The sequence below is a fragment of the Kitasatospora sp. NPDC098652 genome (assembly GCF_044760155.1).
Taxonomy (GTDB): Bacteria; Actinomycetota; Actinomycetes; order Streptomycetales; family Streptomycetaceae; genus Kitasatospora.
In genome coordinates, this window is record NZ_JBIWAQ010000009.1 from 288,999 (window position 1) to 314,101 (window position 25,103).

The 25,103-nt window shown below is 75.5% G+C and carries 25 protein-coding genes and 1 riboswitch; of the genes, 13 read left to right on the forward strand and 12 right to left on the reverse strand.

Annotation, left to right across the window (positions count from 1 at the left end; genetic code table 11):
* Positions 1-11: 11 nt before the first annotated feature.
* The 3 genes from ACIQWA_RS21690 to ACIQWA_RS21700 are packed head-to-tail and all read left to right on the forward strand — an operon-like array spanning position 12 to position 1,917.
* Entirely contained in the window at positions 12-548 is a 537-nt protein-coding gene (locus ACIQWA_RS21690; protein WP_402484670.1) for a hypothetical protein, read from the forward strand.
* Positions 545-1,084, forward strand: coding sequence for a hypothetical protein (locus ACIQWA_RS21695; RefSeq protein ID WP_360236322.1), 540 nt, complete (start codon positions 545-547; stop codon positions 1,082-1,084). Before ACIQWA_RS21690 ends, ACIQWA_RS21695 begins: the two co-directional genes overlap by 4 nt.
* Positions 1,078-1,917, forward strand: coding sequence for an MOSC domain-containing protein (locus ACIQWA_RS21700; protein ID WP_402484673.1), 840 nt, complete (start codon positions 1,078-1,080; stop codon positions 1,915-1,917). Before ACIQWA_RS21695 ends, ACIQWA_RS21700 begins: the two co-directional genes overlap by 7 nt.
* Here the strand turns inward: ACIQWA_RS21700 and cobC are convergent.
* Positions 1,883-3,049, reverse strand: coding sequence for an Rv2231c family pyridoxal phosphate-dependent protein CobC (gene cobC, locus ACIQWA_RS21705; protein ID WP_402484675.1), 1,167 nt, complete (start codon positions 3,047-3,049; stop codon positions 1,883-1,885). The genes ACIQWA_RS21700 and cobC overlap by 35 nt on opposite strands.
* A complete protein-coding gene (locus tag ACIQWA_RS21710; RefSeq protein WP_402484677.1) occupies positions 3,046-4,404 on the reverse strand; it encodes a cobalamin biosynthesis protein in 1,359 nt (452 codons plus the stop codon). Before ACIQWA_RS21710 ends, cobC begins: the two co-directional genes overlap by 4 nt.
* Before the next feature lie 285 nt (positions 4,405-4,689).
* Here ACIQWA_RS21710 and ACIQWA_RS21715 point away from each other — a divergent pair, with 285 nt between their 5' ends.
* The 4 genes from ACIQWA_RS21715 to ACIQWA_RS21730 all read left to right on the forward strand — a co-directional run bounded on the left by ACIQWA_RS21715 (position 4,690) and on the right by ACIQWA_RS21730 (position 9,063).
* On the forward strand, positions 4,690-5,658 hold the full coding sequence (locus ACIQWA_RS21715) for an alkaline phosphatase family protein (protein ID WP_402484680.1): 969 nt from the start codon (positions 4,690-4,692) through the stop codon (positions 5,656-5,658).
* A 5-nt stretch (positions 5,659-5,663) separates the two neighbouring features.
* Positions 5,664-6,983, forward strand: coding sequence for an MFS transporter (locus ACIQWA_RS21720; RefSeq protein WP_402484682.1), 1,320 nt, complete (start codon positions 5,664-5,666; stop codon positions 6,981-6,983).
* An 84-nt stretch (positions 6,984-7,067) separates the two neighbouring features.
* Positions 7,068-8,102, forward strand: a complete 1,035-nt coding sequence (locus tag ACIQWA_RS21725; protein WP_402484685.1) for a TolB family protein — start codon at positions 7,068-7,070, stop codon at positions 8,100-8,102.
* Positions 8,103-8,199: 97 nt separating this feature from the next.
* Complete coding sequence (locus tag ACIQWA_RS21730) at positions 8,200-9,063, forward strand: hypothetical protein (protein WP_402484688.1); 864 nt, start codon at positions 8,200-8,202, stop codon at positions 9,061-9,063.
* A 70-nt stretch (positions 9,064-9,133) separates the two neighbouring features.
* Here ACIQWA_RS21730 and ACIQWA_RS21735 read toward each other — a convergent pair whose 3' ends face one another.
* Positions 9,134-10,117 carry an EamA family transporter gene (locus tag ACIQWA_RS21735; RefSeq protein ID WP_402484690.1) on the reverse strand — a complete coding sequence of 328 codons (984 nt, stop codon included), beginning with the start codon at positions 10,115-10,117 and terminating at the stop codon, positions 9,134-9,136.
* Between the two features lie 138 nt (positions 10,118-10,255).
* Between ACIQWA_RS21735 and ACIQWA_RS21740 the strand changes: the two genes are divergently transcribed.
* The 3 genes from ACIQWA_RS21740 to ACIQWA_RS21750 all read left to right on the forward strand — a co-directional run bounded on the left by ACIQWA_RS21740 (position 10,256) and on the right by ACIQWA_RS21750 (position 11,478).
* Positions 10,256-10,765 (forward strand): MarR family winged helix-turn-helix transcriptional regulator, encoded by a 510-nt coding sequence (locus tag ACIQWA_RS21740; RefSeq protein ID WP_402484692.1) that lies wholly within the window; start codon positions 10,256-10,258, stop codon positions 10,763-10,765.
* 76 nt (positions 10,766-10,841) lie between these two features.
* Positions 10,842-11,297 carry a hypothetical protein gene (locus ACIQWA_RS21745; RefSeq protein WP_402484695.1) on the forward strand — a complete coding sequence of 152 codons (456 nt, stop codon included), beginning with the start codon at positions 10,842-10,844 and terminating at the stop codon, positions 11,295-11,297.
* 7 nt (positions 11,298-11,304) lie between these two features.
* Positions 11,305-11,478 (forward strand): hypothetical protein, encoded by a 174-nt coding sequence (locus tag ACIQWA_RS21750; RefSeq protein WP_387930316.1) that lies wholly within the window; start codon positions 11,305-11,307, stop codon positions 11,476-11,478.
* A gap of 12 nt (positions 11,479-11,490) precedes the next feature.
* Here the strand turns inward: ACIQWA_RS21750 and ACIQWA_RS21755 are convergent, their stop codons facing one another.
* Together ACIQWA_RS21755 and ACIQWA_RS21760 are read right to left on the reverse strand one after the other, a co-directional pair.
* The gene (locus tag ACIQWA_RS21755; protein ID WP_402484697.1) at positions 11,491-12,147 is read right to left on the reverse strand and encodes a class I SAM-dependent methyltransferase; all 657 of its coding nucleotides are present in this window, start codon (positions 12,145-12,147) and stop codon (positions 11,491-11,493) included.
* A gap of 63 nt (positions 12,148-12,210) precedes the next feature.
* Positions 12,211-13,386: an FAD-dependent monooxygenase gene (locus ACIQWA_RS21760; protein WP_402484700.1), complete on the reverse strand. Its 1,176-nt coding sequence runs from the start codon at positions 13,384-13,386 to the stop codon at positions 12,211-12,213.
* A 128-nt stretch (positions 13,387-13,514) separates the two neighbouring features.
* Between ACIQWA_RS21760 and ACIQWA_RS21765 the strand changes: the two genes are divergently transcribed.
* Together ACIQWA_RS21765 and ACIQWA_RS21770 are read left to right on the forward strand one after the other, a co-directional pair.
* Entirely contained in the window at positions 13,515-14,150 is a 636-nt protein-coding gene (locus ACIQWA_RS21765) for a TetR/AcrR family transcriptional regulator (protein ID WP_402484703.1), read from the forward strand.
* A 62-nt stretch (positions 14,151-14,212) separates the two neighbouring features.
* Positions 14,213-15,943, forward strand: coding sequence for a serine/threonine-protein kinase (locus ACIQWA_RS21770; protein WP_402484706.1), 1,731 nt, complete (start codon positions 14,213-14,215; stop codon positions 15,941-15,943).
* Between the two features lie 34 nt (positions 15,944-15,977).
* On the opposite strand, the gene ACIQWA_RS21775 is transcribed toward ACIQWA_RS21770, so the two are convergent.
* The 7 genes from ACIQWA_RS21775 to ACIQWA_RS21805 form a co-directional block, all read right to left on the reverse strand.
* On the reverse strand, positions 15,978-16,454 hold the full coding sequence (locus ACIQWA_RS21775; protein WP_402484708.1) for an OsmC family protein: 477 nt from the start codon (positions 16,452-16,454) through the stop codon (positions 15,978-15,980).
* 66 nt (positions 16,455-16,520) lie between these two features.
* Complete coding sequence (gene cpt, locus ACIQWA_RS21780) at positions 16,521-17,063, reverse strand: chloramphenicol phosphotransferase CPT (RefSeq protein ID WP_402484711.1); 543 nt, start codon at positions 17,061-17,063, stop codon at positions 16,521-16,523.
* Positions 17,064-17,088: 25 nt separating this feature from the next.
* Positions 17,089-18,492: a cobyrinate a,c-diamide synthase gene (locus ACIQWA_RS21785; RefSeq protein WP_402484713.1), complete on the reverse strand. Its 1,404-nt coding sequence runs from the start codon at positions 18,490-18,492 to the stop codon at positions 17,089-17,091.
* 4 nt (positions 18,493-18,496) lie between these two features.
* The gene (gene cobO, locus ACIQWA_RS21790) at positions 18,497-19,102 is read right to left on the reverse strand and encodes a cob(I)yrinic acid a,c-diamide adenosyltransferase (protein ID WP_387930333.1); all 606 of its coding nucleotides are present in this window, start codon (positions 19,100-19,102) and stop codon (positions 18,497-18,499) included.
* A gap of 6 nt (positions 19,103-19,108) precedes the next feature.
* The gene (locus ACIQWA_RS21795; protein WP_402484716.1) at positions 19,109-21,166 is read right to left on the reverse strand and encodes a putative cobaltochelatase; all 2,058 of its coding nucleotides are present in this window, start codon (positions 21,164-21,166) and stop codon (positions 19,109-19,111) included.
* Positions 21,163-22,677: a cobyric acid synthase gene (locus ACIQWA_RS21800; protein ID WP_402484719.1), complete on the reverse strand. Its 1,515-nt coding sequence runs from the start codon at positions 22,675-22,677 to the stop codon at positions 21,163-21,165. Before ACIQWA_RS21800 ends, ACIQWA_RS21795 begins: the two co-directional genes overlap by 4 nt.
* A 129-nt stretch (positions 22,678-22,806) precedes the next feature.
* The gene (locus ACIQWA_RS21805; protein WP_402484722.1) at positions 22,807-23,772 is read right to left on the reverse strand and encodes a cobalamin biosynthesis protein; all 966 of its coding nucleotides are present in this window, start codon (positions 23,770-23,772) and stop codon (positions 22,807-22,809) included.
* Between the two features lie 98 nt (positions 23,773-23,870).
* A riboswitch (cobalamin riboswitch) is annotated at positions 23,871-24,002 on the reverse strand.
* A gap of 193 nt (positions 24,003-24,195) precedes the next feature.
* On the opposite strand from ACIQWA_RS21805, the gene ACIQWA_RS21810 reads away from it, so the two are divergent.
* On the forward strand, positions 24,196-24,888 hold the full coding sequence (locus ACIQWA_RS21810) for a transcriptional regulator (RefSeq protein ID WP_402484725.1): 693 nt from the start codon (positions 24,196-24,198) through the stop codon (positions 24,886-24,888).
* Positions 24,889-25,103: the final 215 nt, after the last annotated feature.

Genomic DNA, 25,103 nt, shown 5'->3' on the forward strand with positions numbered 1-25,103 from the left:
GAATTCACGGCATGACTCGACAGCCGCTGCTCCTCCTCGACGTGGACGGACCCCTCAACCCCTACGCCGCGCCGAGGCTGCGGCGGCCGGACGGCTACCGGACGCACGAGCTGATGCCCACCTGGTGGGCCGAGCGGCAGACCCGGCGCGCCGCCGACGGCGTGGCGAAACCGCTGCGGGTGTGGCTGAACCCGGCGCACGGGCCCGAGCTGCTGTCGCTGCCGTACGAGCTGGTGTGGGCGACCACCTGGATGGACGAGGCGAACGCCCTGATCGGCCCGCGCCTCGGCCTGCCCGAACTCCCGTACGTGCGCTGGACGGAGCTGTTCGGCGAGGATCCGGACGGGCTGCACTGGAAGACCAGGGACGTGGTGGCCTGGGCCGCCGGTCGGCCGTTCGTCTGGGTCGACGACGAACTCGGGCCGCAGGACGCCGAATGGATCGCGGCACACCACCCGGGCCCGGCGCTCACCCTGCACGTCAACCCCCGGGTCGGCATGCTCGCCGACGACTTCGCGGCCCTGCGGGACTGGGCGGCCGCCGCATGACCGGGTCGCCGTTGCTCCTGATCGACGTGGACGGGCCGCTCAACCCCTACGCCGCGCCGGACTCCCGCTGCCCCGAGGGCTACGGCACCCACCGGCTGCTGCCCGAGTCCTGGGTCGCGCGGCACGCGCCGCAGCCGCGGGAGCAGGTCGAGCCGCTGCGGGTGTGGCTGAACCCGGCGCACGGGCCGGAACTGCTGTCGCTGCCGTACGAGTTGGCGTGGGCGACCACCTGGATGGACGAGGCGAACACCTTCATCGGCCCGCGCCTCGGCCTGCCCGAACTCCCGTACGTCCGCTGGACCAACCTGTTCGGCGAGGATCCGGACGGGCTGCACTGGAAGACCAGGGACGTGGTGGCCTGGGCCGCCGGTCGGCCGTTCGTCTGGCTGGACGACGAACTCGGGCCGCAGGACATCGAGTGGATCGCGGCGCACCACCCGGCCGAGGCGCTGCCGCTCTGGGTCGACCCCCGGGCGGGGCTGCGGGAGCTGCACTTCGCGGCGCTGCGGGAGTGGGCGGAGGACGCGGCGTGCTGACCGGCGGGCCCACCGGCGAGCTGGTCGGCCGGGTCGAGCGGCTGCGGCGCTACCCGGTCAAGTCGCTGCTGGGGGAGGACCTCCCGGCGGCCGAGGTGTCCACGCGGGGCCTGGCCGGGGACCGGGCGCGAGCCCTGCTGGACCTGGAGACCGGGCGGGTGGCCAGCGCCAAGAACCCCCACCGGTGGGCCGCACTGCTCGACTACTCGGCGACGGCCACGGCGGACGGCCGGGTGGCCGTGACCGGCCCGGACGGGCGCGCCGCGGGCGAGGCGGAGCTGTCCGAGGCCTTCGGCCGCAAGCTTGCCCTGATCGCCGAGCGCCCGCCCGGCGCGGAGGTCGAGCGGGCCGTGCCGGAGGAGGTGCTGGCGCGCGGGATCGAGGCGGAAGTCCCGGTGACCGTCAACGAGTTGGGGCGGGCCGCGCCGGACGGCGGGTTCTTCGACTTCGCCCCGCTGCATCTGATCACCAGCTCCACCCTGCTCGCCGTCGGCGTCGAGGCGGAGCGCTACCGGCCGAACCTGGTGCTCCGCACCGAGGGCGAGGGCTTCGTCGAGAACGCCTGGGTGGGGCGGGAGTTGACCGTCGGGGAGAGCCTGCGGCTGCGGATCGTGGCACCCACCCCGCGGTGCGCCGTCCCCACCCTGCGGCACGGCCCGCTGCCCCGCCGGACGGAGGCACTACGGGGCCCGGCCGAACGCAACCGGCTGGTCCCGCTGGCAGGCATGCCGGCGCTGCCCTGCGCGGGGGTGTACGCCCAGGTGCTGGCGCCGGGGCTCATCCGCACCGGCGACCCGGTCAGGCTGGACGGAGCGCCGCCTCCAGGGCGTTGAGGAAGCGGTCGGTGGTCTCCTCGTCCCGGACGGCGATCCGCAGCCAGTCCTCGCCCAGGCCGGGGAAGGTGTCCCCGCGCCGGACGGCGAAGCCGAGCTCGCGCAGCCGCGCCCGGACCGCCGCCGCGCCCGGCAGCCGGACCAGGACGAAGGAGGCGGCCGGCTCGCCGTGCAGCCGCACGGCCGGGAAGGCGGCCAGCCCCTTCACCAAGTAGTCGCGCCACAGGGCGAGTTCGGCGGCCGCCCGGTCCGCCTCGGCGAGCGCCGCCGGGCCGCTGCAGGCCTCGGCGGCGGCCAGCGCCGGGGTGGAGACCGGCCAGAGCGGCTGGGCGGCGCCGAGGGCGGCGATCAGCGGCGCCGGTCCGAGCGCGTAGCCGATCCGCAGTCCGGCCAGGCCCCAGGTCTTGGTGAGGCTGCGCAGGACGACGACCCGGCCGGGGAGGTCCCGGGCGGCGGCGAGGGACTCGCGCTCCCCGGGCACGGTGTCCATGAACGCCTCGTCCACCACCAGGGTGCGCCCGGGGCGGGCGAGCGCGGCGACGGCCTCGGCGGGGTGCAGGACGGAGGTCGGGTTGGTCGGGTTGCCGAGGACGACCAGGTCCGCCTGCTCGGGGACGGCGCCCAGTCGGAACCCGTCCTCCGGGGAGAGCAGCACCCGGTGCACCCGGTGTCCGGCGTCCCGCAGGGCGGCCTCCGGCTCGGTGAACTGGGGGTGCACCACGACGATGTGACGTGCCGTCAGGACTCGGGCGAGCAGCACGAAGGCCTCCGCCGCTCCCGAGGTGAGCAGCACCTCCTCGACCGGGCGTCCGTGCCGGGCGGCCACGGCCGCGCGGGCGGCGCTCTGGTCGGGGTAGGCGGCGAGGGTGCCGAGGGTGGCGGCCAGGTGCTCGCGCAGCCAGGCCGGCGGCGTGCCGGTGCGGACGTTGACGGCGAGGTCGACCAGGCCGCTGCCCTCGGCGCGCACCTCGGCGTCGCCGTGGTGGCGCAGGTCGGGTTCGGTGTCGGTGGCGACGGCGCCGCCCCGGTCGGTGTCGCCCCGGTCGGTGCTGGTCCGGCCGGTATCGCCTCGGTCGGTACCGCCCCGGTCGGTGTCGGTCCGGTCGGTGCTGGTCCGGTGGGTGGCGGTCATGCGGGGATCCCGTCGATGTCGGCGGGGAGGCCGGGCACCCGCAGCAGCTCGTACGCCCCGGATGGCACGGTGAGTCCGGCGCCGTCGCCCAGGGCGACCAGGGCGACGGCGTGCCCGTGCGCGGCGAGGGTGACCGCCGCCCCGGTCGGGTCCAGTGCCTCCCCGGCGCCGTCCGTCGGCACCCGGCCGGCCACCCCGGAACCGCCCGGCCCGGCCCGCTCGGGCACCGCGACCCGCCTGGTCCCCGGCCGGAGCAGGGCGGCCACCGCCTCGACCGCCTCCGGCAGGCCCACCACCACCGAGGCGCGCCGCAGTTCGGTCAGTGCCCTGGGCACCAGCAGGTCGGGGGCGCCCGGCCCGAGGCCGACCAGCGCCAGCCGGCCGCGTACCGCCGCCCGGGCGATCGCCACCGTGGCCGTCGCCGACTTCCGCTTGGGGACGACGAGTTCACCGCCACCGGCGCCGGCCAGCGCCGCCGCCTCGGCCACGCTCACGGTGCCGACGGCCGTACCGACCGCCTCGGACGGGTTCGGCACCGTGATCCGGGCCAGCTCCTCGGCCGGGTGCTCCTCCACCGGCACGTTCAGGCACCGCGCGGCCCAGCGCACCGCCGGGTGGTCGGCCTTGCCGGTCACGGTGGCGATCCGGGCGATCGCCGAGCGCAGGAGGCCGGTCTCCTTGAGCACGTCCATCAGCAGCCGCATGGCCTCGGCCGGTTCGGTGCCGCTGCCCGCGCCGATGCCGACCACCAGGGTGCGCGGGACGACCAGCAGGTCGCTGCCGTCCGGGTCCTCCCGGTCGGTGATCCGCAGGACGGGGGCGTCCTCGGGCGCGTCCGGCCGCACGTTCGGGGGCAGTGCGGGCAGCGGGTACGCCACCTCGGTGACCAGCCGGACCGGCTCCCCGGCCGCCGCGGCCTCGGCGGCGTGGCCGGCACCGGCCCGGCGGTAGCGGACGGCGTGCGGGGTCAGTACGTCGAGCGGGTTCCCGGGCCCCGGCGGCGGGCCGGTGAACACCGGGGTGACGCCGAGGGCGCCCGCCACCTCCTCGGCCAGCTCCACCGCGGAGTCCGTGTGGGTCAGCGGGATCACCCAGCGCCGACCCGGGTCCACGCAGAGCACCTCGGCGCCGCGCGGCACCTCGACCCGGGGGTCGCCCAGCAGCCCGACGACGGCGCCGAGCGCCCCGACCGCGATCACCTGGCGGTGGTTGTCGAGGGCGACCTGCATCGCCTCCGGCCCCTGGAGGCAGTTGGTGTGCGAGGCCCGGTAGGCGCGGCTGCTCTCCGGCCAGAGCTCCTGCAGTTCGTCGGTCAGCGGGCGGCCCGGCCCGTAGATGGCGACCAGTCCGATCACGTACCGCACTCCTTGCCGTCCCCGGCCCGGTGCTCGCGGGCCCCCGTGATCCCACCACGGGCGGTGGAGGGGGGTCAATCGCGGCGGGTGTGACCTCCGCCGTGGTTCCGGGGCGGTGCGGCCGGACCTGCCCTGCACGGTGTGGTCCGGCGTCCGGTTGCTCCGTACCGGGACTGCCTCGCAGCTGTTCGCCTGTTCTTCATTTCTCTTGTGCGGTACACGACACGCCGCGATCCTACTGTTCTCGGCGCTCCCGCCCCGGAAGCCCCGACCCCGGAGGACCCCATGGCCTTCGCACGACTCCGTACCCCCGGCACCCCCGCCCCCACCGCCGGCCCCACCCCCGGCACCCCCACGGCCGGCCCGCGCCCCGCCCGTCGCCGCAGGCTCCGCCCGATCACCGCCCTCGCCACCGGCCTCGGCCTGGTCGCCGGCTCGCTCGGCCTGTGGGCCGCGGGCGGCAGCGCGGCCGCCGACACCGCCGCTGCCCTGCCCTCGCCCGACCACGTCGTCGTCGTGGTGCTGGAGAACCACGCCTACTCCCAGGTGATCGGCAGCTCCAGCGCGCCGTACGTCAACCACACCCTGGTGGCCGGCGGCGCGAAGCTGACCCAGTCCTACGCGCTCACCCACCCCAGCCAGCCCAACTACTACATGCTGTTCTCCGGCAGCGCCCAGGGCGTCACGGACGACAGCTGCGTGGACGTCGGCGCGCTCCAGGAGCCCAACCTCGCCTCCGAGCTGCTCGCCGCCAACCAGACCTGGGCCAGCTACAACGAGGGCCTGCCCGCGGTCGGCGCCACCGACTGCCGGGTCGACAACTACGCCCAGAAGCACAACCCGTGGTTCGGCTTCGGCAACGTGCCCACCTCCAGCGCCTACGGCATGGACGCCTTCCCGACCGACTTCACCACCCTGCCGAAGGTCTCCTTCGTCGTCCCGGACCTCTGCGACGACATGCACGACTGTTCGGTCGGCACTGGTGACACCTGGCTGCAGGACAACCTCGACGCCTACGCCCAGTGGGCCAAGAGCAACAACAGCCTGCTGGTGGTGACCTTCGACGAGGACAACCGGCTCGCCGGCAACCGCATCCCGACCATCGTCTACGGCGCCCACGTCGCCCCCGGCAGCTCCACCGCCACCCGGTACAACCACTACGACGTGCTGCACACCCTGGAGGACCTGGCCGGCGTCAACGCCCACGCCGGCAACTCCGCCGGGGCCTCCGACATCACCGGCATCTGGAACTGACGCCGGTGTACGTCGCGGACTCCCGCAGCTCGAAGGCCCCCGTCGCACCGGCCACCGGCCAGGTGCGGCGGGGCGCCGCCCTGCGCTCGGTGCCGGGGGCGGTCCTCGCCCTCGGCGCGGTCAGCATGGTCACCGACGTCTCCTCGGAGATGGTCAACGCCGTGCTGCCGCTCTACCTGCTCACCGGACTCGGCCTCTCCCCGCTGGGCTTCGGTCTGCTCGACGGCATCCAGAACGGATTCAGCGCCCTGGTCCGGCTGGTCGGCGGCCACCTCGCCGACCGCCGCGGCCGCGACGGGGCCGCCCGGCACAAGGCCGTCGCGGCCGTCGGCTACGGGCTGTCCGCGCTGTGCCGGCCGCTGCTGCTGTTCGTCCACACCGTGCCGCTGATCGGCGCCGTCATCGCCGTCGACCGCACCGGCAAGGGCCTGCGCACCGCGCCCCGGGACGCGATGATCTCGCTGGCCACCGAACCCGCCCACCGCGGCCGGGCGTTCGGCGTGCACCGGGCGATGGACACCGCGGGCGCCCTGCTCGGCCCGCTCACCGCCTTCCTGGTGCTGCGGCTGGCCGGCGGCCCGATGCTCGCCGACGGCGGCGAACGGCACGGCTACGACGCGGTGTTCACGGTCAGCGCCTGCGTCGCCGCGCTCGGCGTGCTGATCCTGCTGCTGTTCGTGCCGAACCGGCAGAGCGGCGAGGCGCCGTCCACCGCCACCCCCTCGCTGCGCAGCAGCCTCACCCTGCTCCGCCTGCCCGGACTGCGCCGGCTCACCCTGTGCGCCGTCCTGCTCGGGCTCACCACGGTCAGCGACTCCTTCCTGTACCTGCTGATCCAGCGCCGACTCGGCCTGTCCGTCAACCTGTTCCCGCTGCTGCCGCTCGGCACCGCGGCCGCCTTCCTGCTGCTCGCCGTCCCGCTCGGCGCGCTCGCCGACCGGATCGGGCGCCGCCGCCTCTTCCTGCTCGGCCACGGGGTGCTGCTGCTCGGGTACGGGCTGCTGCTCTCGCCGCTGCGCGGGCTGCCCGCCGTGCTCTGCGTGCTGCTGCTGCACGGCTGCTTCTACGCGGCCACCGACGGCGTGCTCGCCGCCGCCGCGGCCGACGCCGTCCCCGCCGAACAGCGCGGCGCCGGGCTCGCCCTGGTCGGCACCGGGCAGGCGCTGGCCCGGTTCGCCTGTTCGCTGCTGTTCGGCGCGCTGTGGAGCGCGGTGGGCGGCCCGACCGCACTCGCCTGGTCCGCGGGCGCCCTGGCGCTGTGCGTGGCCGGGGCGGCGGCGGTGCTGCGCCGCTCGGAACCCGTCGCCGTGGAGGAAGGCCCGTGAACCCCGAGGTGGAGAGCCCGTGAATCCCGAGGGGAGCCCGTGAATCCCGTGGAGGAGACCCCTGAACCCCGTAGTGGAGAGCCCGTGAACCTGCAGAACAACCGCAGCCGGGTGATCGTGCTGCTGCTCGCCGTCCTGGTGCTCGGCGCGGTCGGCACCGGCGCCGTCCTCTACGCGGCCGACCGCGGCGCCGAGCGCGACCGCACCCAGGCCGGCGGACCGGCCGTCGAACCCGGCCAGGTCTCGCTCCAAGTGCCCCCCAGCGGGCGCCAGTTGCTGTTCCGCAGCATGGCCTGGGGGCCGCACCGGGACGAGATCACCAGCGTCCCCGCCGACCGCCCCGACGGCCCGCGGACCGCCTCCGGCACCCAGTGCCTGCGCTTCCACGCCGCCGCGGGCACCGGCATCTGCCTCCAGGCCCAGCACGGCGCGCTCGACGACACCTACCGCGCCGTCGTCCTGGACGACCACCTGCACGAACGGCGCTCCTTCCCCGCCGCCGGCATCCCCACCCGCTCCCGGGTCTCGCCGTCCGGGCACCTCGCCGCCTGGACGGTCTTCGTCAGCGGCGACTCCTACGCGGGCACGAACTTCTCCACCCGCACCTCGATCGTCGACGTGCGGGACTGGAACCTGCGGGAGAACCTGGAGGACTTCGCCGTCGTCAAGGACGGCCACCCGTACCAGGCGCACGATGTCAACATCTGGGGCGTCACCTTCGCCGACGACAACACCTTCTACGCGACCCTCGCCACCTCCGGGCAGACCCACCTCGTCCGCGGCGACCTTGCCGCCCGCACCCTCACCACCCTGCACGACAACGTCGAGTGCCCCTCGCTCTCCCCGGACGGCACCCGCATCGCGTACAAGAAGCGCGTCCCCGGTCTGTCGTCCGACGCCCCCTGGCGGCTGTACGTCCTCGACCTCGCGACCGGCAGCGAGACCGCCACCGCCGAGCAGCGCAACATCGACGACCAGGCGCTCTGGTCCGACACCGGGACGCTGCTGTACGCCCTGCCCGGGGACTACGGCGCCGACCTGTGGACCGTCCCGGCCGACGGCTCCGGCGCCCCACGGCTGGTCACCAAGGCCGCCGTCGCCCCCGCCTACCTGGGCTGAGGAACTCTCCGCTAACGTCCCACGTCGAGCAGAGTGTGACGTCCCGGCCCGAGGTGCCGGCCGGACGTCCTGATCGAAGCGGGGGAACGAGCGAACCGTGGACGGCATCCCACCCGAGCGCGTGGTCACCGACTCCTGGCCGGTCCTGCACGGCCGACCGGTCCTGCGGCGCACCGTCGCCGTCGGACTCGTGCTGTGCGTGTCCGCCGGCGCCGCCCTGATCGTGCGCGGCGTCAACGCGCTCACCGTCGGCCGGGTCGGACGGGAGACCGACCGGGACCGCGCCGAGCGGCTGGCGGGCCTCCACCCCTCCCAGCACCCCGGCGCGGGCCGCTACTACGTCCCGGTCGGGGCCGTCTACACCCGCACCTCGGACGGGGCGCCGGTCGCCTATCTCCACTACCGGCTCGGCGGCGGCAAGGAGCCCGGCCTCGGCGACTTCCTGCAGACCTACGACCTCCCGGCACCCGGGCCGGCCGCCCCGCTGCCGCCGGACCTCGCGGCGGCCCTCGGGGGCGACGAGCCTGCCGAGGCCCCGGAGCTGCCGGAGCTGCCGGCGGGGGCGGTGGGGTCGGCAGGGTCGGCGGGGCCGGTGGGGGATTCGGGAGCGCCCTCGCCCTCGGGGGCCGCGTCCGCCTCCGCTGCCGTGGTGGATCCGGGGGCCGGTGTCGCGCCGATGGCCGTTCCGGCGGATCCCGCCTCGGCCGACCCCGACCCGGACGGCTCCGGCGGCGCCGCACCGGACGCCGGTGCCGACGACGGGGCGGACGACGGCTCCGGCGGCACCGCGCACGTCCCCGAGGACGGCACTCCTGACCCGAGCCCCACCCCGACCTGGACGCCCACCACCAGCCCGTCCGCCGTCCCCACCCGCGCCCCCTCGGCCCGCCGGATCTATGTGGCGGCCGTCCGGGGCGGGCTGCCCGGCGCCGCCGACATCTACATCCGCGCCACCGGCTGAGCCCGGACACGTCCGCGCCCCGCCGGCCACTGGGCGACGGGGTGGGGACGGGAGCGGAGGCGCTGGGCCGTCAGCGGGCGACCGCCGGCGCCCGGCGCTCGGGTGCGGGGGCCGAGGCGAGGGCCGAAACGGGTGCCGGGACGGGTGCCGGGGCCGAGGTCGCCGGAGCGGTGGCCGGACCGGCCGCCGGGGTGGTCCGCCGGGCCGGGGCCTGGCCGATCAGCATCGCGCCGAGCGCCAGCACCAGCCCCAGCACCTGCCAGGGGGTGAGCGTCTGGCCGAGCACCACCAGTCCGCCGACGGTGGCCACCACCGGGTTGACCAGCCCCAGGAAGGACACCGGACCGGCGCCGAGCCGCTCGATGCCGCGGAACCAGAGGACGTAGCCGAGCGCGGTGCTGAACAGGCCGAGGTAGGCGAACCCCGCGAGGTTGGCGGCGCTCAGGGCCGGCGGCGCGCCCTCGACCAGCGCCGCCAGCGGGACCAGGAAGACCGAGCCGGCCAGCAGCTGCCAGGCGGTGAGGTCGATCATGGTGGCGCCCTCCGGGCGGCCCCAGCGGCGGGTCAGCACGGTGCCGGTGGCCATCAGGCCGATCGCGGTGACCATCGCGGCGATGCCGATGCCGTCCAGCTGCGCGCCGCTCTTGAGCACCAGCAGCGCCACCCCGGCGACCCCGACCAGTCCGGCGAGCAGCGCCCGCCGCCCGGGCCGGACCCGGAGCACCCCGACCGAGAGCCCGGCGACCAGCAGCGGCTGGATCGCCCCGATGGTGGCCGCCACGCCGCCGGGCAGGCGGTAGGCACCGACGAAGGTGAGCGGGAAGAACAGCCCGATGTTGAGCATCCCGAGCACTGCCGCACGCCCCCACCAGCGCCCCTTGGGCAGCTTGCGGCCGATCAGCAGCAGGAGCAGCCCGGCGGGCAGCGCCCGCAGCGCGGCGAGCAGCAGCGGGCGGCCCTCGGGCAGCAGCTGGGTGGTGACCAGGTAGGTGGTGCCCCAGGCGGCCGGGGCGAGTGCGGCGGTGACGGCGATCCCTGCGCGCTTGCGGTCCATGGCGGTTCCCAATCCCCTCAACGTTGACTATCTGAACGTTGAGATATTTCTACGCCCCGGGATCGGTGAACGTCAAGTATGTGAATGTTAAGATATCTGGACCGGCAACACCTGGCCGTCCGAGGGAGATGACCGAGCATGCAGCAGCGCGACACCGTCGACGACATCGCCGACCAGTGGGCCAGGAACCGCCCCGACCTGCCGCTGGAGGCGATGGCCCTGATCGGCCGGCTGCGGCGGCTCAACGTCCGGGTCGACAACGCCCTGCGCGAGTACTTCCTCACCTGCGGGCTGGACCCGTCCGAGTTCGACGTCCTCGCCACCCTCCGCCGCTCCGGCGAGCCCTACGAGCTGAACGCCCGCGCCCTGCTCAAGTCCGCGATGGTCACCTCCGGCGCCATCACCAACCGGGTCGACAAGCTCTCCGCCAAGGGCCTGGTCGAACGCAACCCCTGCCCCACCGACCGCCGCGCCGTCCTGGTCCGGCTCACCCCGGCGGGCAAGGACCTCATCGACGCCGCCCTCCCCGGCCACATCCGCAACGAGGAGAGCCTCCTCGCCGCCCTCGACGCCGACGAGCGCGCCCAGCTCGACACCCTGCTGCGCAAGCTCCTCATCGCCCACGGCGACACCGAACCCCTGGGCTGACGGCCGGGTCGTTCGCGTGACCACCACCTCCCGGCCGCGTTAGACCAGCAGGACGACGCGCCGGAGGAGACGCCCGATGAAGCACAGGACCCCAAGGGAGATCGCCGTCGACGACCAGCTGCGGGCGGCCGGGGCGGAGGGCGCCCAGTGGCTCGCCGCCGCCGGGTGGGGGCCGCCGGTGAAGGTGCCGCTGCAGAACGCGGCCAAGTGGCAGCGGGAGACCAGGGAACGGATGCTCGCCGCTCAGGAGGACGAGTCCTGCACCTGGTGCGACCACCTGCTGCACGGCGGCCCGCAGCCCGTCGTCGTCCACGCCGAGCACCCCACCCACCTGGTCTGCCGCGCCTGCTCGATCACCGCCCGCCCCCACCGCCGCTGCGCGGTCTGCGGCGAGCCGGCCGGCTCGGCCTCCCGGCTCGACGGCCGCGAGGACGTCTGCATGGGCGCGGTGGCGATCTACACCCGCCTCCGCTGCCCCGCCTGCTTCCGCCGCGACCCGCTCAACGGGACCTTCGGTACGGGTGCGGGGTGAGTCGGCCTTGTTCTGGCTCAGGCACCTTTCGGCCGCCGAACGACGCGAGTTGGTCGCCGATCTGCGTCGAGTGCTGATCGAATGGCGCGCCACCGCCCGGGTGCTCGCGGATCCCGAGCTGACGGCAGAGCTCAGCAGGCCACTTCCCGGCGACGACCACGGCGAGGTGGTCGGGCCGTGAGTCGAGGCGCGATCAGAGCTGAGCGACCAGCGCGTAGCGCTCATCCGCCACCGGGCCGCCCCACAGCTCCGCGTCCCCGCTGAGCGGCTCGACGCGCAGCTCCGCCACCAACGGGCGCACCGCAGCGGCGAGTTCGTCCGCGCCCACGCCGCCGCCCCAGGGCAGGCGCTCCGCCCCGGCGGCGTACGGCGCCGCCTGCTCGCCCGCCTCCCGCCAGCGGCCCTCGACCAGCACCAGCCGCCCGCCGGGGCGCAGCAGCCGCACCCAGGCGCGCAGCGCCCGCTCCGGCTCGGGCAGGGTCCAGACCAGGTGGCGGGACAGCACCACGTCGAAGCCGCCCTCCCGCACCGGCGGTGCGCCCGCGTCCCCCACCAGGAACCGCCCCGCCAGCCCGGCCGCCGCCAGCTTCGCCCGGGCTCGCGCGACCATCCGCGGCGCCAGGTCCACTCCCGTCACCCGGTGCCCGTCCGCCGCCACCAGCTCGGCCAACGACCCCGTCCCGCACCCGACATCGAGCACCTCCACCGGCTCACCCGGCAGCCACCCCCGCAACCGCCACCCCCACGCCGCCCGCGTCACCGCCGCCCGCAGGCCGTGGTCCGGCCCCTCGTCGAAGGCCGCCGCGGCCGCGTCCCAGTAATCCGCGATGGCCCGCCCGGAATCCGTCATGCCGCCCATCCTCCCCGCCACCACCGACATCCGGCCGCGCTTCCTCGGACGCCGCACCCGCCCTCAGGCTCCGGTGCGGAGGGCCGGGGGCTGCCAGTCGTAGATCGCGGTGGTGCGGCCGAGGAGGGTGCGGGTGGGGAGGAGGCCGGCCAGGGTGAGGGCGGTGGTGCGCAGGAGGGTGGCGGCGGGGGTGTGGAGGGCGACCAGGCTGCCGGTGCGGCGGGAGGCGGTGGCGACGGCGGTGGTGCGGGGGAGCCGGGCGGCGGTGTAGGCGGGGAGGGTGGTGACCGGGTCGGTGGCGGGGGTGAGCGGGGAGGCGAGGACGAGGGCGTCCTCGATGGCCTGGCAGGCGCCCTGGCCGAGGAAGGGGCACATGGCGTGGGCGGCGTCGCCGAGGAGGGCGACCCGGCCGTGGTGGTGGGCGGGCAGGGGGTCGGCGAGTTCCCGGACGTCGTTGCGGAGCAGCCGGTCGGGTTCGGCGAGGGCGAACAGTTGGGGGACGGGGGCGCACCAGTCGCCGAAGAGCCGCTGGAGTTCGGCCCGTTCGTCGGTGGCGCGGGCGCCGGCCGGGGCGAGGGCGGCGCCGTAGACGTAGACCCGGTCCTCGGCGAGCGGGGCGATTCCGGCGAGGCGGCCGGGGCCCCAGACCTCGCCGGCGGCGGCCGGACGGCGGTCGGGGGTGACGATGGCGCGCCAGGTGGTGAAGCCGCTGTAGCGCGGGCCGGGGTGGTGGGGGAAGAGCAGGCCGCGGGTGGCGGAGTGGATGCCGTCGGCGGCGACGACGAGCGCGGCCTCCTGGTCGCCCTCGCCGGTGCGGACGACGGCGGGCCGCCGGTCGTCGCCCGGGTCGGTGACGGTGGCGGGGGAGCCGGTGCGGACGGTGCCCTCCGGCAGGGCGTCGACCAGGGCGGCGATCACCTCGGCGCGGGCGACGGCGGCGACGGTGTCGCCGAAGTGGGTCCGGACGGCGGCGCTGGTGGTGCGGACGAGCCAGCGGCCGGAGGGGTGGCGGATGCCGACGGCGGGGTGGGCGGTGGCGCTGGCGCGTAGCCGGGGGCCGACGCCGAGCCGGTCGAGGGCGCGCAGGGCGTTGGGGGCGAGGGCGAGTCCGGCGCCGACGGGTTCCAGGCTCGCGGCGCGTTCGTGGACGGTGGCGGGGATGCCCTGCCGGTGCAGGGCGAGGGCGGCGGTGAGGCCGCCGATGCCGCCGCCGATGACGATCGCCCGGTGCTGGCCCATGAGGGACTCCTGTTCTCCCGCGATCCTGGCCACTACAGCTGTAGTGACCACCGTCCAGCACCGTACTACACATGTAGTGGGCCGTAAACTACGGCTGTAGTGAGTTGGGTAGCCGCCGAGGAAAGGCCATGATCGAACCCATGACGCCCCCGCGCCTGACACCCCCGAGCCTGACGCCCCCGCGCCCGACCCTGATCGCCGACGCCGCCATCGACCTGATCGCCGAGGCGGGCCTGCGCGGGCTCACCCACCGTGCCGTGGACGACGCCGCCGGCCTGTCCGTCGGCTCGACCTCCAACCTGGCCCGGACCAGGGCCGCCCTGCTGGAACTCGTGCTCAACCGGATCGTCGAGCGGGAGACCGCCGACCACCCGGTCTTCGCCGAGGGCGAGCGGCCCCGGGCGGCCGCACCGGCCCGCGCGCTGCTGGCCGAGGTCGGCGCCGAGGTGCTGTTCCAGGCGCTCACCAGCGGTCGCAGGCTCACCCTGGCCCGACTGGAGCTCGCTCTGGAGGCCACTCGCCGGCCCGAACTGCGGGTCGTCTACGACCGGTTGGGTGCCCGCTTCGCCGAGCTCGGCGCCGCCCTGCTCGCCGCCGCCGGCTCCACCGACCCCGAGGGCGACGCCCGCCGGCTGGTCCGCTGGTGCGACGGCGTGCTGTTCAACGCGACCGCGGGCAGCGGGCACTGGCACGTGCCGATGCCGGAGGAGCTGCGCGGGGAGATCGACCGCTACCTCACCGCTCTGCTGGGCGAGGAGGGTTGACGAGGGGACGCTGTTCCGGGCGTCCCCCTATACTCCCCCTGCCCGATCAGGCAGGGGGAGACATGCTGGACTTGATGGAGATGGCACTGGTGCTCATGGCCGGTGTCGCGTTGCTGCTGCGGCTGGCGACGCTTCCGGTGCTGGTGCGGGCTCAGACGGCCATGCGCCGGAGGATGGCGGCGGCCACGGGCGTGGACGCGACCGGAGGTGCGCCGGGCGGCCTCGGCGCGACCTTCGGCGAGCTGGCGATCGGTCTGGTCGTCGGCGTGGCTGCGCTCCTCCTGGTGAGACTCGAGGACCACCACAGCTACGAGCTCTTCTCCCGGCCGTTCGACCTCGACAGGTCCGTGTACATCGCCTTCGAGTGGCACATCCCCCGGGCCTCGGCGCGGACCTGGTACCTCGTCCTCGTCGTCGTGTTCCTGCTGCTCTGGCTGGTGCTCTGGTACCTGACCCAGCGCAGGCTGCTGACCAACGGCCTGCCCGAGGAGGTCTGGACCTCCGGGTCGACCCAGGTCCGGCTGATCGGACTGGTGCTGCTCCGTGCGGCGATCGGCGTGTTCCTGCTGCCGGTCGGCCTGCTCTCCTCCGCCCTGGTCTGCCAGGTGGTCGCCCTGCTGGTGAGCCGCAACCCCAAGCCGGTCGGCGCGGCCGCGGCCGGGGACCCGCAGGCGCGCGCGTTCCAGGCGGCGCAGGCCGCCGAGGCGTTCCAGGCCGCGATGGCCGGGCAGAACCCGTACGCGCCCACCGCGCAGCCCCCGGCCGCCCCGCCGCAGGCGCCGTACGTCCAGCCGCAGGCGCCACAGGGCCCGTACGTCCCACCGCAGTTCACCCCGCCTGCCCCGCCGACCCCGCCGGCCCCGACCGCCCCGCCGGTGGTGTCCGCCCCGCCCGTCGGCAGCCCGCTGGGCGCGCACGAGCCCCGCACGATCGGCGGCTACCAGCTGCTCGGCCGGATCGGCTCCGGCGGCATGGGCACGGTCTACCTCGCCCAGCGGCAGGGCTCCGCGACCCAGGTCGCGCTCAAGACCATCAACCCCGAACTCCTTGCCGAGGGCGACCTGTTGCGCCGCTTCCAGCGCGAGGCCGAGGTGCTGGCGATGGTCCCCGGCGCCTACACCGCCCGGGTGCTCGACACCGGCGTGGACGCCGGACGCCCGTACCTGGCCATGGAGTTGCTGGACGGCCGCCCGCTCGACGCCCACCTGCGCGAGCAGGGCCCGATCCGCTCCGCCGAGGCGCTGCACGCCCTGGCCCTGGCGCTGGCCGTGGCGCTCTCGGGGGTGCACCGGCTCGGACTGGTGCACCGGGACCTCAAGCCGGCCAACATCATGCTGACCACGGCCGGTCCGCGCCTGCTGGACTTCGGCATCGCGGCGATCGTGGACGGTACCCGGCTGACCGCCACCGGCGGCGGCCCGGGCACCCTGACGTACATGGCGCCGGAGCAGTTCGGCGACGAGCGGGTCGGCCCGGCGGCCGACGTGTGGGCCTGGGCGTGCTGCGTGGTCTGCGCGGCGTACGGCGTCAGCCCGTTCGCGGCGACCAACACGGGCGCGGTGATCCGCCGGATCGTGGAGAGCGGGCCCGAGCCCGCCGCGCTGGCGGCGGTCCAGGCCCTCGACCCGGAGCTCGCGGCCGTCGTCACCCGCGCCCTGGCCATCGACCCGGCCCGGCGCCCGGCGGACGGTACGGCGCTGCTGGCGGCGCTGGCGGCGGCCCGGTCGACGGCCCCCGACCCCGCCGCCCTGCACGAGCAGATCACCCGGGGCTGGCAGACGCTGGCGCTCTGACCGGGGCTGCGGCCCGGGGCCCGTCGGCCCGCCGCTACCCGGCGACCGTGACCGTCACCTCGGCCTCGTGCCGCACCGGGAAGTTCACCGAGTTGGCGATGAAGCAGCCCTGGTTCGCCGCCGCGTGCAGGGAGAGCGCCCGCTCCACCATCCCCGGCTCGGCGACCTCGACCCGCGGGTGCAGCACCACCGAGGTGAAGCGCACACCCTCCTGGGTCACGGTCATGGTGCCCGCCGGCCGGTCCGCGTACGCGGTCACCACGACGCCGTTCACCGCGCACTGGTGCAGGTACGAGAGCAGATGGCACTGGGCGAGCGAGACCAGCAGCAGTTGCTCCGGGTTCCAGCGGGCCGGGTCGCCGCGGAAGGCGGGGTCGGCGGAGCCGGGGATGCCCGGCAGGCCCTCGGCCGACACCTCGACGTCGCGGGCGTAGGCACGGTAGTCGCTGGTGCCGGTGCCCCGGTTGCCGGTCCAGTTGATCTCGGCGGTGTACTCGTACTGCTTGGCCATGGGGGTGCCTCCGTGGGAAGGGGGTGTCCCCGGACAGTCAACCGCAGCGGGCCGCCCCCGCGGGGCTCATCCGGCGGCCGTGACGCGGGCGAGCACGTCGTCGGCGCAGTCCGCCACCGAGGCCCGCGAGGTGTCGACGACCAGGTCGTACGCCACGCCCTCGTGCACCATCGATGCCTGCGCGGCGGCCATCCCGGCGACCCGGTCGCCGCGCGCGGCCTCGCGGGCCGCGGCCACCGCCGGGTCGCAGCGCACGCCGACCCAGAGCACGTCCAGGCCCTCCAGTGCCGTGCGCCAGCGCTGCTGCGAGGCGGCCCCGCCGAGGAACACCTCGTCCACCAGGACCGGGGCCCCGGCCCGGGCCATCGCCGCCACGCCGACCGACCAGGCGGCGTCCAGCCGGGTGAAGACCGGCCCGACGGCCACCGTGCCGTCGCCGTCCTCCAGCCCGCCGATGCCCCCGTCGCCGCCGAGCAGCCACGGCGGCAGCGCGTCCACCATGGTGTCCGCGCCGAGGTGCAGCCAGGGCTCCGGCAGCAGCTCCTGGAGGCGCCGGGCGATGCTCGACTTCCCGGAGCTGGAGCCGCCGTTGAGGACGATCACATGCATGCGCGCATCCTAAGGAGGCACGCCCTCAGGAAGCAGCCGAATTGAACGCCGCCGAGTTGAACGCCGCTGACTTGAACGCCGCCGCGGCCCCGGCGAACGACGCCGCCAGCCCGGGCGCCCCGGCCCAGTGCAGGTGCAGGTAGGAGGCGTGCACGTTCCCGGCGGCGAAGCCCTCGGTACGCGGCCCGGTCGGCAGGCGCCAGCCCCACGCCGGGTGTTCGCCCGCGCCCGGTTCGCAGACCGTCCGGTGGAACTCGTGCCCGCGCAGCCGGGTGCCGGCCGGGGCGAGCGGGGAGTCGTGCAGGGCGACGGCCTCCCGGTAGCCGAGGGTGAGCCGTTCGGTCATCCGGGCCTCGGTGTCCAGCACGCCGCACATCGGCAGGCCGTCCAACTCCCGCCCCAGGTACAGCAGCCCGGCGCACTCGGCGGCGATCGGCCCGCCCGCCGCCGCGAACTCCGCGATGGCCCGCCGCAGTTCGGCGTTCCCGCTCAACTCCCGTACGTACAGCTCGGGGAAGCCGCCGCCGATGACCAGCCCGGCGGTGCCCTCCGGCAGCGCCGAGGCGTGCAGCGGGTCGAAGGGGACGACCTCCGCGCCCGCCGCGCCGAGCAGTTCGGCGTTCTCGGCGTACGAGAAGGAGAAGGCCGCGCCGCCGGCCACCGCGATCCGCGGCCGTCCGCCGACCGGCGTCACCTCGACCGAAGCGTCCCACGGCTCGGCGTCCAAGTCCGGAGCCGTACGGGCGAGTTCCAGCACCGCGTCCAGGTCCACCGAAGCCGCCACCAGCTCGCCCATGTCGGCAACGGCCCGCAACGCCTCCGCCGAGCGCTCCACCGCCGGGATCAGCCCCAGGTGCCGGGACGGCGTGGCCACGGCCGCCGAGCGGCGCAGCGCGCCCAGCACCGGCACGCCGGAGCCCTCCTCCAGGGCCTCCCGCAGCAACTGCTCGTGCCGGTCGGAGGCGACCCGGTTGAGGATCACCCCGGCGAGTCGCACCTGCGGGTCCCAGGAGGCGAAGCCGTGCACCAGCGCGGCCACCGAGCGGGACTGCGAGGAGCCGTCCACCACCAGCACCACGGGGGCCCGCAGCAGCTTGGCGACGTGCGCGGTGGAGGCCAACTCCCCGCGCCCGGACGCCCCGTCGAACAGGCCCATGACGCCCTCGACCACCGCGACGTCCGCCCCGGCCGCGCCGTGCAGGAACAGCGGCGCGATCCGTTCCGGCCCGCACATGAAGGCGTCCAGGTTGCGGCCCGGGCGCCCGGCGGCGAGCGCGTGGTAGCCCGGGTCGATGTAGTCGGGGCCGACCTTGTGCGGCGACACCGCCAGCCCGCGCGCGGTCAGTGCCGCGATCAGGCCGGTGGCGACGGTGGTCTTGCCGGCGCCCGAGGAGGGCGCGGCGACGACGAGGCGGGGGACGTTGCTCAAGAGGTCACCACTCGATACCGCGCTGGCCCTTGCGGCCGGCGTCCATGGGGTGCTTGACCTTGGTCATCTCGGTGACCAGGTCCGCGACTCCGGTCAGCGCCTCGGGCGCGTACCGGCCGGTGATGACGACGTGCTGGCTGCCCGGGCGGTCCTTGAGCACCGAGACGACCTCCTCCGGGTCGATCCACCCCCAGTGCATCGGGTAGGTGAACTCGTCCAGCACGTAGAAGCGGTAGGTCTCGGCGGCGAGGTCGCGCTTGACCTGCTCCCAGCCCTCCTTGGCCGCCTCCTCGCTGGTCATCTCCTGCTCGGCGGAGCGCTGGATCCAGGACCAGCCGGAGCCCATCTTGTGCCAGTCGACGGTGCCGCCCTCGCCGGAGGCGCCGAGCACGCGCAACGCGTTCTCCTCGCCGACCTTCCACTTGGCGGACTTCACGAACTGGAACACCCCGACCGACCAGCCCTGGTTCCAGGCCCGCAGCGCCATGCCGAAGGCGGCCGTGGACTTGCCCTTCCCGGGGCCGGTGTGCACGGCGGTGATCGGCTGGGTACGGCGCTGACGGGTCGTCAGGCCGTCGTCGGGAACGCTCTCGGGGACACCCTTGGGCATGTCGGCTCAGGCCGCCTTTCGGATCGGGGTGGAGACGGGTCGGTTCGCGCGGACGAGCGAGGCCACGCCCTCCGCGCGCAGCTCGTCCAGGCTGACGGCGCTGCCGCCGAGCAGCCCGGCCAGGGTGCGGGCCAGGCCCAGCCGGACCGGCCCGGACTCGCAGTCCAGCACCACGCTCGCGGTGCCCTGGGCGGCGAACAGGGTGGCCGCCCGCTGGGAGCGGGCGAGCGCGTCCCGCCCGCCGGTGGCCCGGCCGTCGGTCACCACGACCAGCAGCGGGCGCCGGTTCGGGTCGCGCAGCCGCTCGACCCGCAGCACCTCGTGGGCGCGCAGCAGACCGGCCGCCAGCGGGGTGCGCCCGCCGGTGGGCAGGGTCTCCAGCCGGGCGGCGCCGACCTCCACCGAGGAGGTGGGCGGCAGCGCCAGTTCGGCGTCCGCGCCGCGGAAGGTGATCATGCCGATCTTGTCCCGGCGCTGGTAGGCGTCCATCAGCAGCGACAGCACCGCGCCCTTGACGGCGGTCATCCGCTGCCGGGCGGCCATCGACCCGGAGGCGTCCACCACGAACAGCACCAGGTTGGACTCCCGTCCCTGGCGCACCTGTTCGCGGAAGTCGTCCTTGTGCAGCACCAGTGCCCGGCCGGCCCGCCCGCGCGCCACCTGGTGCGGCGCGGCGGCCTGGAGGGTCGCGGTCAGGTGCAGCCGGCTGAGGGTGCCCTGCGGGCGGCGGGCCCGGACGGTGTGCCCGCCGGTGGTCTCGGCGGGGGAGCGGCGGCCCTGGGCGCCGTGGCCGGTGCCCTGCACGGTGAACAGCCGCGTCCGGTACGGGTCCCCGGCCGCGACCGGCGCCGACTCCCGTGCGGGGGAGGGGTGTTGGGCCGGTACGGGCTGCGGCTCGGGCGCCTCGGCGTCCTCGGGAGCGAACGCCTCCGGAGCGCCGCCGTCGGCCGGCTCGGGCGCGCCGCCACCGTCGGGGCCGCCGTCACCCGGGCCCCCGTCACCGCCGCCGTCCGGGCCGTCGCCTCCGGGCTCCGGCCCGTCGTCCTCCGGCTGGGCGTGCTCCTCCAGGGTGCGGTCCAGCTGCTCCTCGTCCAGCCCGGGGGCGTCGAAGGGGTTGCGCCGGCGCCGGTGCGGCAGGGCCAGCTGGGCGGCCTTGCGGACGTCCTCCTCCAGCACCTCCGTCCGCCCGGCCCAGGCGGCCAGCGCGACCGCGGTGCGGGCCATCACGATGTCCGCGCGCAGCCCGTCCACCTCGAACGCGGCGCACACCGCCGTGATCTGACGCAGCGCCACATCCGTCAGCTCGACCTTGGGGAGCAACTCCCGTGCCGCGGTGATGTGTTCGGCGAGCTCCCGTTCCTCCGCCGCGAACCGCGCCGCGAAACCGGCCGGGTCGGCGTCGTAGGCGAGCCGGCGCCGGACCACCTCGGCGCGCTCGGCCGGCTCCCGGGTGGCGGCGATCTCGACGGTCAGGCCGAAGCGGTCGAGCAGCTGCGGCCGCAGCTCGCCCTCCTCCGGGTTCATGGTGCCGACCAGCAGGAACCGCGCCGCGTGCCGCACCGACACGCCCTCGCGCTCGACGTAGGAGCGGCCCATCGCGGCGGCGTCCAGCAGCAGGTCCACCACGTGGTCCTGGAGCAGGTTCACCTCGTCGATGTACAGCACCCCGCGGTGCGCCTTGGCGAGCAGTCCGGGCTCGTACGCCTTGACGCCCTCGGCCAGCGCGCGCTCCAGGTCGAGCGAGCCGACGATCCGGTCCTCGGCCACGCCGACCGGCAACTCGACCAGCTGGGAGGGCCGTTCGTAACTCTCGACGGCAGTGTGCGGCCCGTCCGGGCACTGCGGGTCCGGCCCGGCCGGGTCGCAGGCGAACCGGCAGCCGTCCACGACGGCGATGGCGGGCAGCAGCCCGGCCAGCGCGCGCACCATGGTCGACTTCGCGGTGCCCTTCTCGCCGCGCACCAGCACGCCGCCCACGGCCGGGGAGACCGCGTTCAGCAGCAGCCCGAGCCGCAGGTCGGCCATCCCGACGATCGCGGTGAACGGATAGCGGACCTCACTCATGCGTCACTCCCAGGTGCTCCGGGCAGGAGGAACGGCAGCGATCCGGCCGCCGGCACCCCGCCCTCGATCAGCTTCCACAGCGCGTCGGTGTCCGCGTGTTCCTCGATCAGGTCGCCCAGCCGGTCCAGCCGGGCCTCGCGCGCCTCGGCGAAGGAGGTGTCCGGCGCCGGCACGAACGCCCGCCCCGCCAAGTCGGCGACCTCGCGCAGGAGTTCACGGCGGAAGCCGTCGTTCTCCAGCGCGCCGTGCCAGGTGGTGCCCCAGACCGAGCCGACCCGACAGCCGTCCAGGAAGGGAACACCCCCCTCGACGTCCACCACCCCGTGGTGGATCTCGTACCCCTCGACCCGCTGCCCGTACGCCTCGCCGACCGGCCGCGCCAGCACCTTCTCGGCACCGAAGCGCACCCGGGTCGGCAGCAGCCCGAGCCCCTCGACGAGACCCGCCTTCGACTCCACCTCGTCCTCGATCGAGTGCGCCAGCATCTGGTAGCCGCCGCACACCCCGAGCACCGGCCGCCCGGCCGCCGCCCGCGCCTTGAGCGCCGGCTCCAGGCCGCGCTCGCGCAGCCAGGCGAGGTCCGCCACCGTCGCCCGGGTGCCGGGCAGCACCACCAGGTCGGCGTCGGCCAGCTCCTCCGGCCGGGTCGCCCAGCGCACCAGCACGCCCGGCTCCTGGGCCAGCGCGTCCAGGTCGGTGAAGTTCGACAGCCTCGGGAAGCGCACCACGGCGACCCGCAGCACGTCCGCCCCCAGCGGCCCGCGCCCGTCCACCCGGTCCACCACGGTGGACAGGTCCAGCGAGTCCTCGGCGTCCAGCCACAGGCCCGGCAGCATCGGCAGCGTGCCCAGCACCGGACGGCCGGTCAGCTCGTGCAGCATCTCCAGCCCGGGCGCCAGCAGCCGGGCGTCGCCGCGGAACTTGTTGACGAACCAGCCGGCCACGTGCCGCTGATCCTCCGCCGACAGCAGCGCCAGCGTCCCGTACATCGCCGCGAACACCCCGCCCCGGTCGATGTCCCCGACCACCACCACCGGCAACGCGGCGGCCGTGGCCAGCCCCATGTTGGCGATGTCCCGGTCCCGCAGGTTGATCTCGGCGGGGGAGCCGGCGCCCTCGCACACCACCACGTCGTAGCGGGCGCGCAGATCGGCCAGACACTCCAGCGCCCGCTCCAGCAGGACGGGCTTGCGCTCCCGGTAGTCCAGCGCGCCCACCTCGGCCACCGGCCTGCCGAGCAGCACCACCTGGCTGCGGCCGTCCGCGCCCGGCTTGAGCAGCACCGGGTTCATCGCCGCCTCCGGCTCCACCCGGGCGGCCTGCGCCTGCATCGCCTGGGCACGGCCGATCTCGGCGCCGTCGGCGGTGACGAAGGAGTTCAGCGACATGTTCTGCGCCTTGAACGGCGCCACCCGCACGCCCTGCCGGGCCAGCCAGCGGCAGATCCCGGCCGTCACCACGCTCTTGCCCGCGTCCGAGGTCGTCCCCGCGACCAACAGTGCCTTGCTCATGCGCCCGCCTCGCTACGCTCGGCAGGCGCTTCGCACAACGCGCACCTTCCTCTGATGAACTCGCTGCGCTCGCTCATTCGCCCGCCCCGCACAACGCGCACCCTCCGATGATGAACTCGCTGCGCTCGCTCATGCCCCACCCTTCTTCCTCATCAGCATCCGCAGCAGGACGTGCCCCGCGACCGTCGTACCCAGCGCCAGCGCGCCCACCCGCCGGGACAGCGTGCAGGCCCGCTCGATGTCGTCCACCGTCACCGGCCGCAACTCCGCGCCCAGCACAGGCCGGTGCTCCACCCGCTCCCCGTACTGCAACGTCCCGCCCAGCCGGACCCCGACCGCCCCCGCGAAGGCCGACTCGGCCTGGCCCGCGTTCGGGCTCGGGTGCGCGGAGCCGTCCCGGCGCCAGACCCGCCAGGCGGTCCGGGGCTCGGGCGCGGCGGCCACCGTCAGCAGGGCCGTCAGCCGGGCACCCGGCCAGCCCGCCACGTCGTCCAGCCGGGCCGAGGCCCAACCGAAGCGGGCGTAGCGGGGCGAGCGATGGCCCACCATGGCGTCCAGGGTGTTCACCGCGCGGAAGGCCAACAGCCCCGGCGTGCCCGCCAGGGCACCCCAGGCCAGTGCGTTCACCACGGCATCCGCCGTGTTCTCCGCCACCGACTCGACCACCGCCCGGGCGATCTGCTGCCCGTCCAGCGCGCTCGGATCCCGCCCGCACAGGTGCGGCAGCCGCTCCCGGGCCGCCGTCAGATCGCCTACGGCCAGCGAGCGTCCGATGGTGCGGGCCTCCCGGGTCAGCGAGGTGCCACCGAGCACCGTCCAGGTCGCCGCCGCCGCCAACGCGGCCCGGCCCAGCGGACGGCGCCCGACCGTACGGTCCAGGGCTAGCGCGCCGGCCGCCACCGCACCCACGCACACCGCGGTGTACCCGGCACCGGCCGCCCGGCCGTCGCGCCACAGCCGCCGCTCCAGCCGCCCCGCGGCCGTGCCGAACAGGGCGACGGGGTGCCCGCGGCGCGGATCGGCGTACCGGGCGTCGGCGGCGTAGCCCGCGAGCGCGCCCAGGCCGAAGGCGGCGGCCCGGGTCAGCGGGCGCACAACAACGAAAGGCTGGGAATCCAACCGGGCGGGGCAGCCTGCATCGCGTGGGTGTCCTCACTCAGGGTCCGCGCCCTGAATCGACGTACCGGGGGCGAGAGTCTCCTGGCTTCCGGGTCCGACGCACCCCCGGGCCTTCCAGCGGCCCCTGACGGGCCGCCGTGGCACTCTCCGAGCGTGCTCCCCGGTGACAGTGGCGGGACCGCGCCGGACTCGCACCGGCTTCCTCTCCATGCCTCCGTTTGGCCCCAGGATCCCATCACGCGCCCGAACCGGGAGTCAACCGAGGTCACGGAGGGGTTGGTCACACGACACGCCCGCCCCCGCCCTGTGCGATCGCCCAGCCCCACGACGGGCCCGGTGCCCCCGCTTCGTGCGTTCGGCGGCTGGGGCCGCGCCGCGAGCCACGCCTACGGTTCGGCCATGCGCCGCAGAAAGCCCCCCGCCGCCGCCCCCACCCCGGTGCCGTTCTCACCGGAGGCCGCCCGGGCCCACCGAACCGGCCTAGGGCTGACCCCCGAGCAGGTCGCCGAGGGCATGGCCGCACACGGCGTCCGACTGCTCCCCGGCCACGTCCTCGCCTGGGAGGACGGCGTGCTGCGCCCCGGCGAGACCGAGTTCATCGCCCTCGCCCGCGCCCTCTGGTGCCCGGCCGCCGCCCTGATGCCCGGCCCCCCAGTCACCCTGCGCGACCACCGCCTCGCCCGGGAACTCCCCCCGGAGACCGTCGCCGAACGGGTCGGCATCCCCCTCCCCACCTACCGCCAGGCCGAACTGACCGGCCACTGGGACGGCGACCCCGACCAGACCCACGCCCTCGCCCAGGTCCTCGGCCTGCGCCTCACCGAACTGATCGAAGCCACCGGCCGCCGCGAGGCCCTCGACACCCTGCTCCGCCAATGCGTGGCCAGCCGCTGGCAACCCCACCTCCGCCCGATCGCCCACCTCGTCCCCGTCCCCGAACCCGACCTCGCCGCCGTCCTCCCCGTCCTCCACCAGGAACACCACATCCCCTCCCACTGGGGCACCACCACCCACCCCACCACCCCCACCCCACCCCTCACCCCCCGCTTCTGGCACCTCCTCAGCACCCACCACCCCACCATCCCCGTCTGACCACACCACCCCACAAACACCACCCCACAAACACCAACCCCCCCCCCCCCCCACCACCCACCCCCCCACCACCCACCCCCCACCCCCCCACCCATCTACCCGCACTCACCCACCCACCCTCACCACCCCCCTCCCCCCACCCGCCCCAGGCGAGAGGGACGCGCTGCGGGAGGGGGCGGTGGAGGGGGTGGGTGCGGAGAGGGGCGTGACGGGTG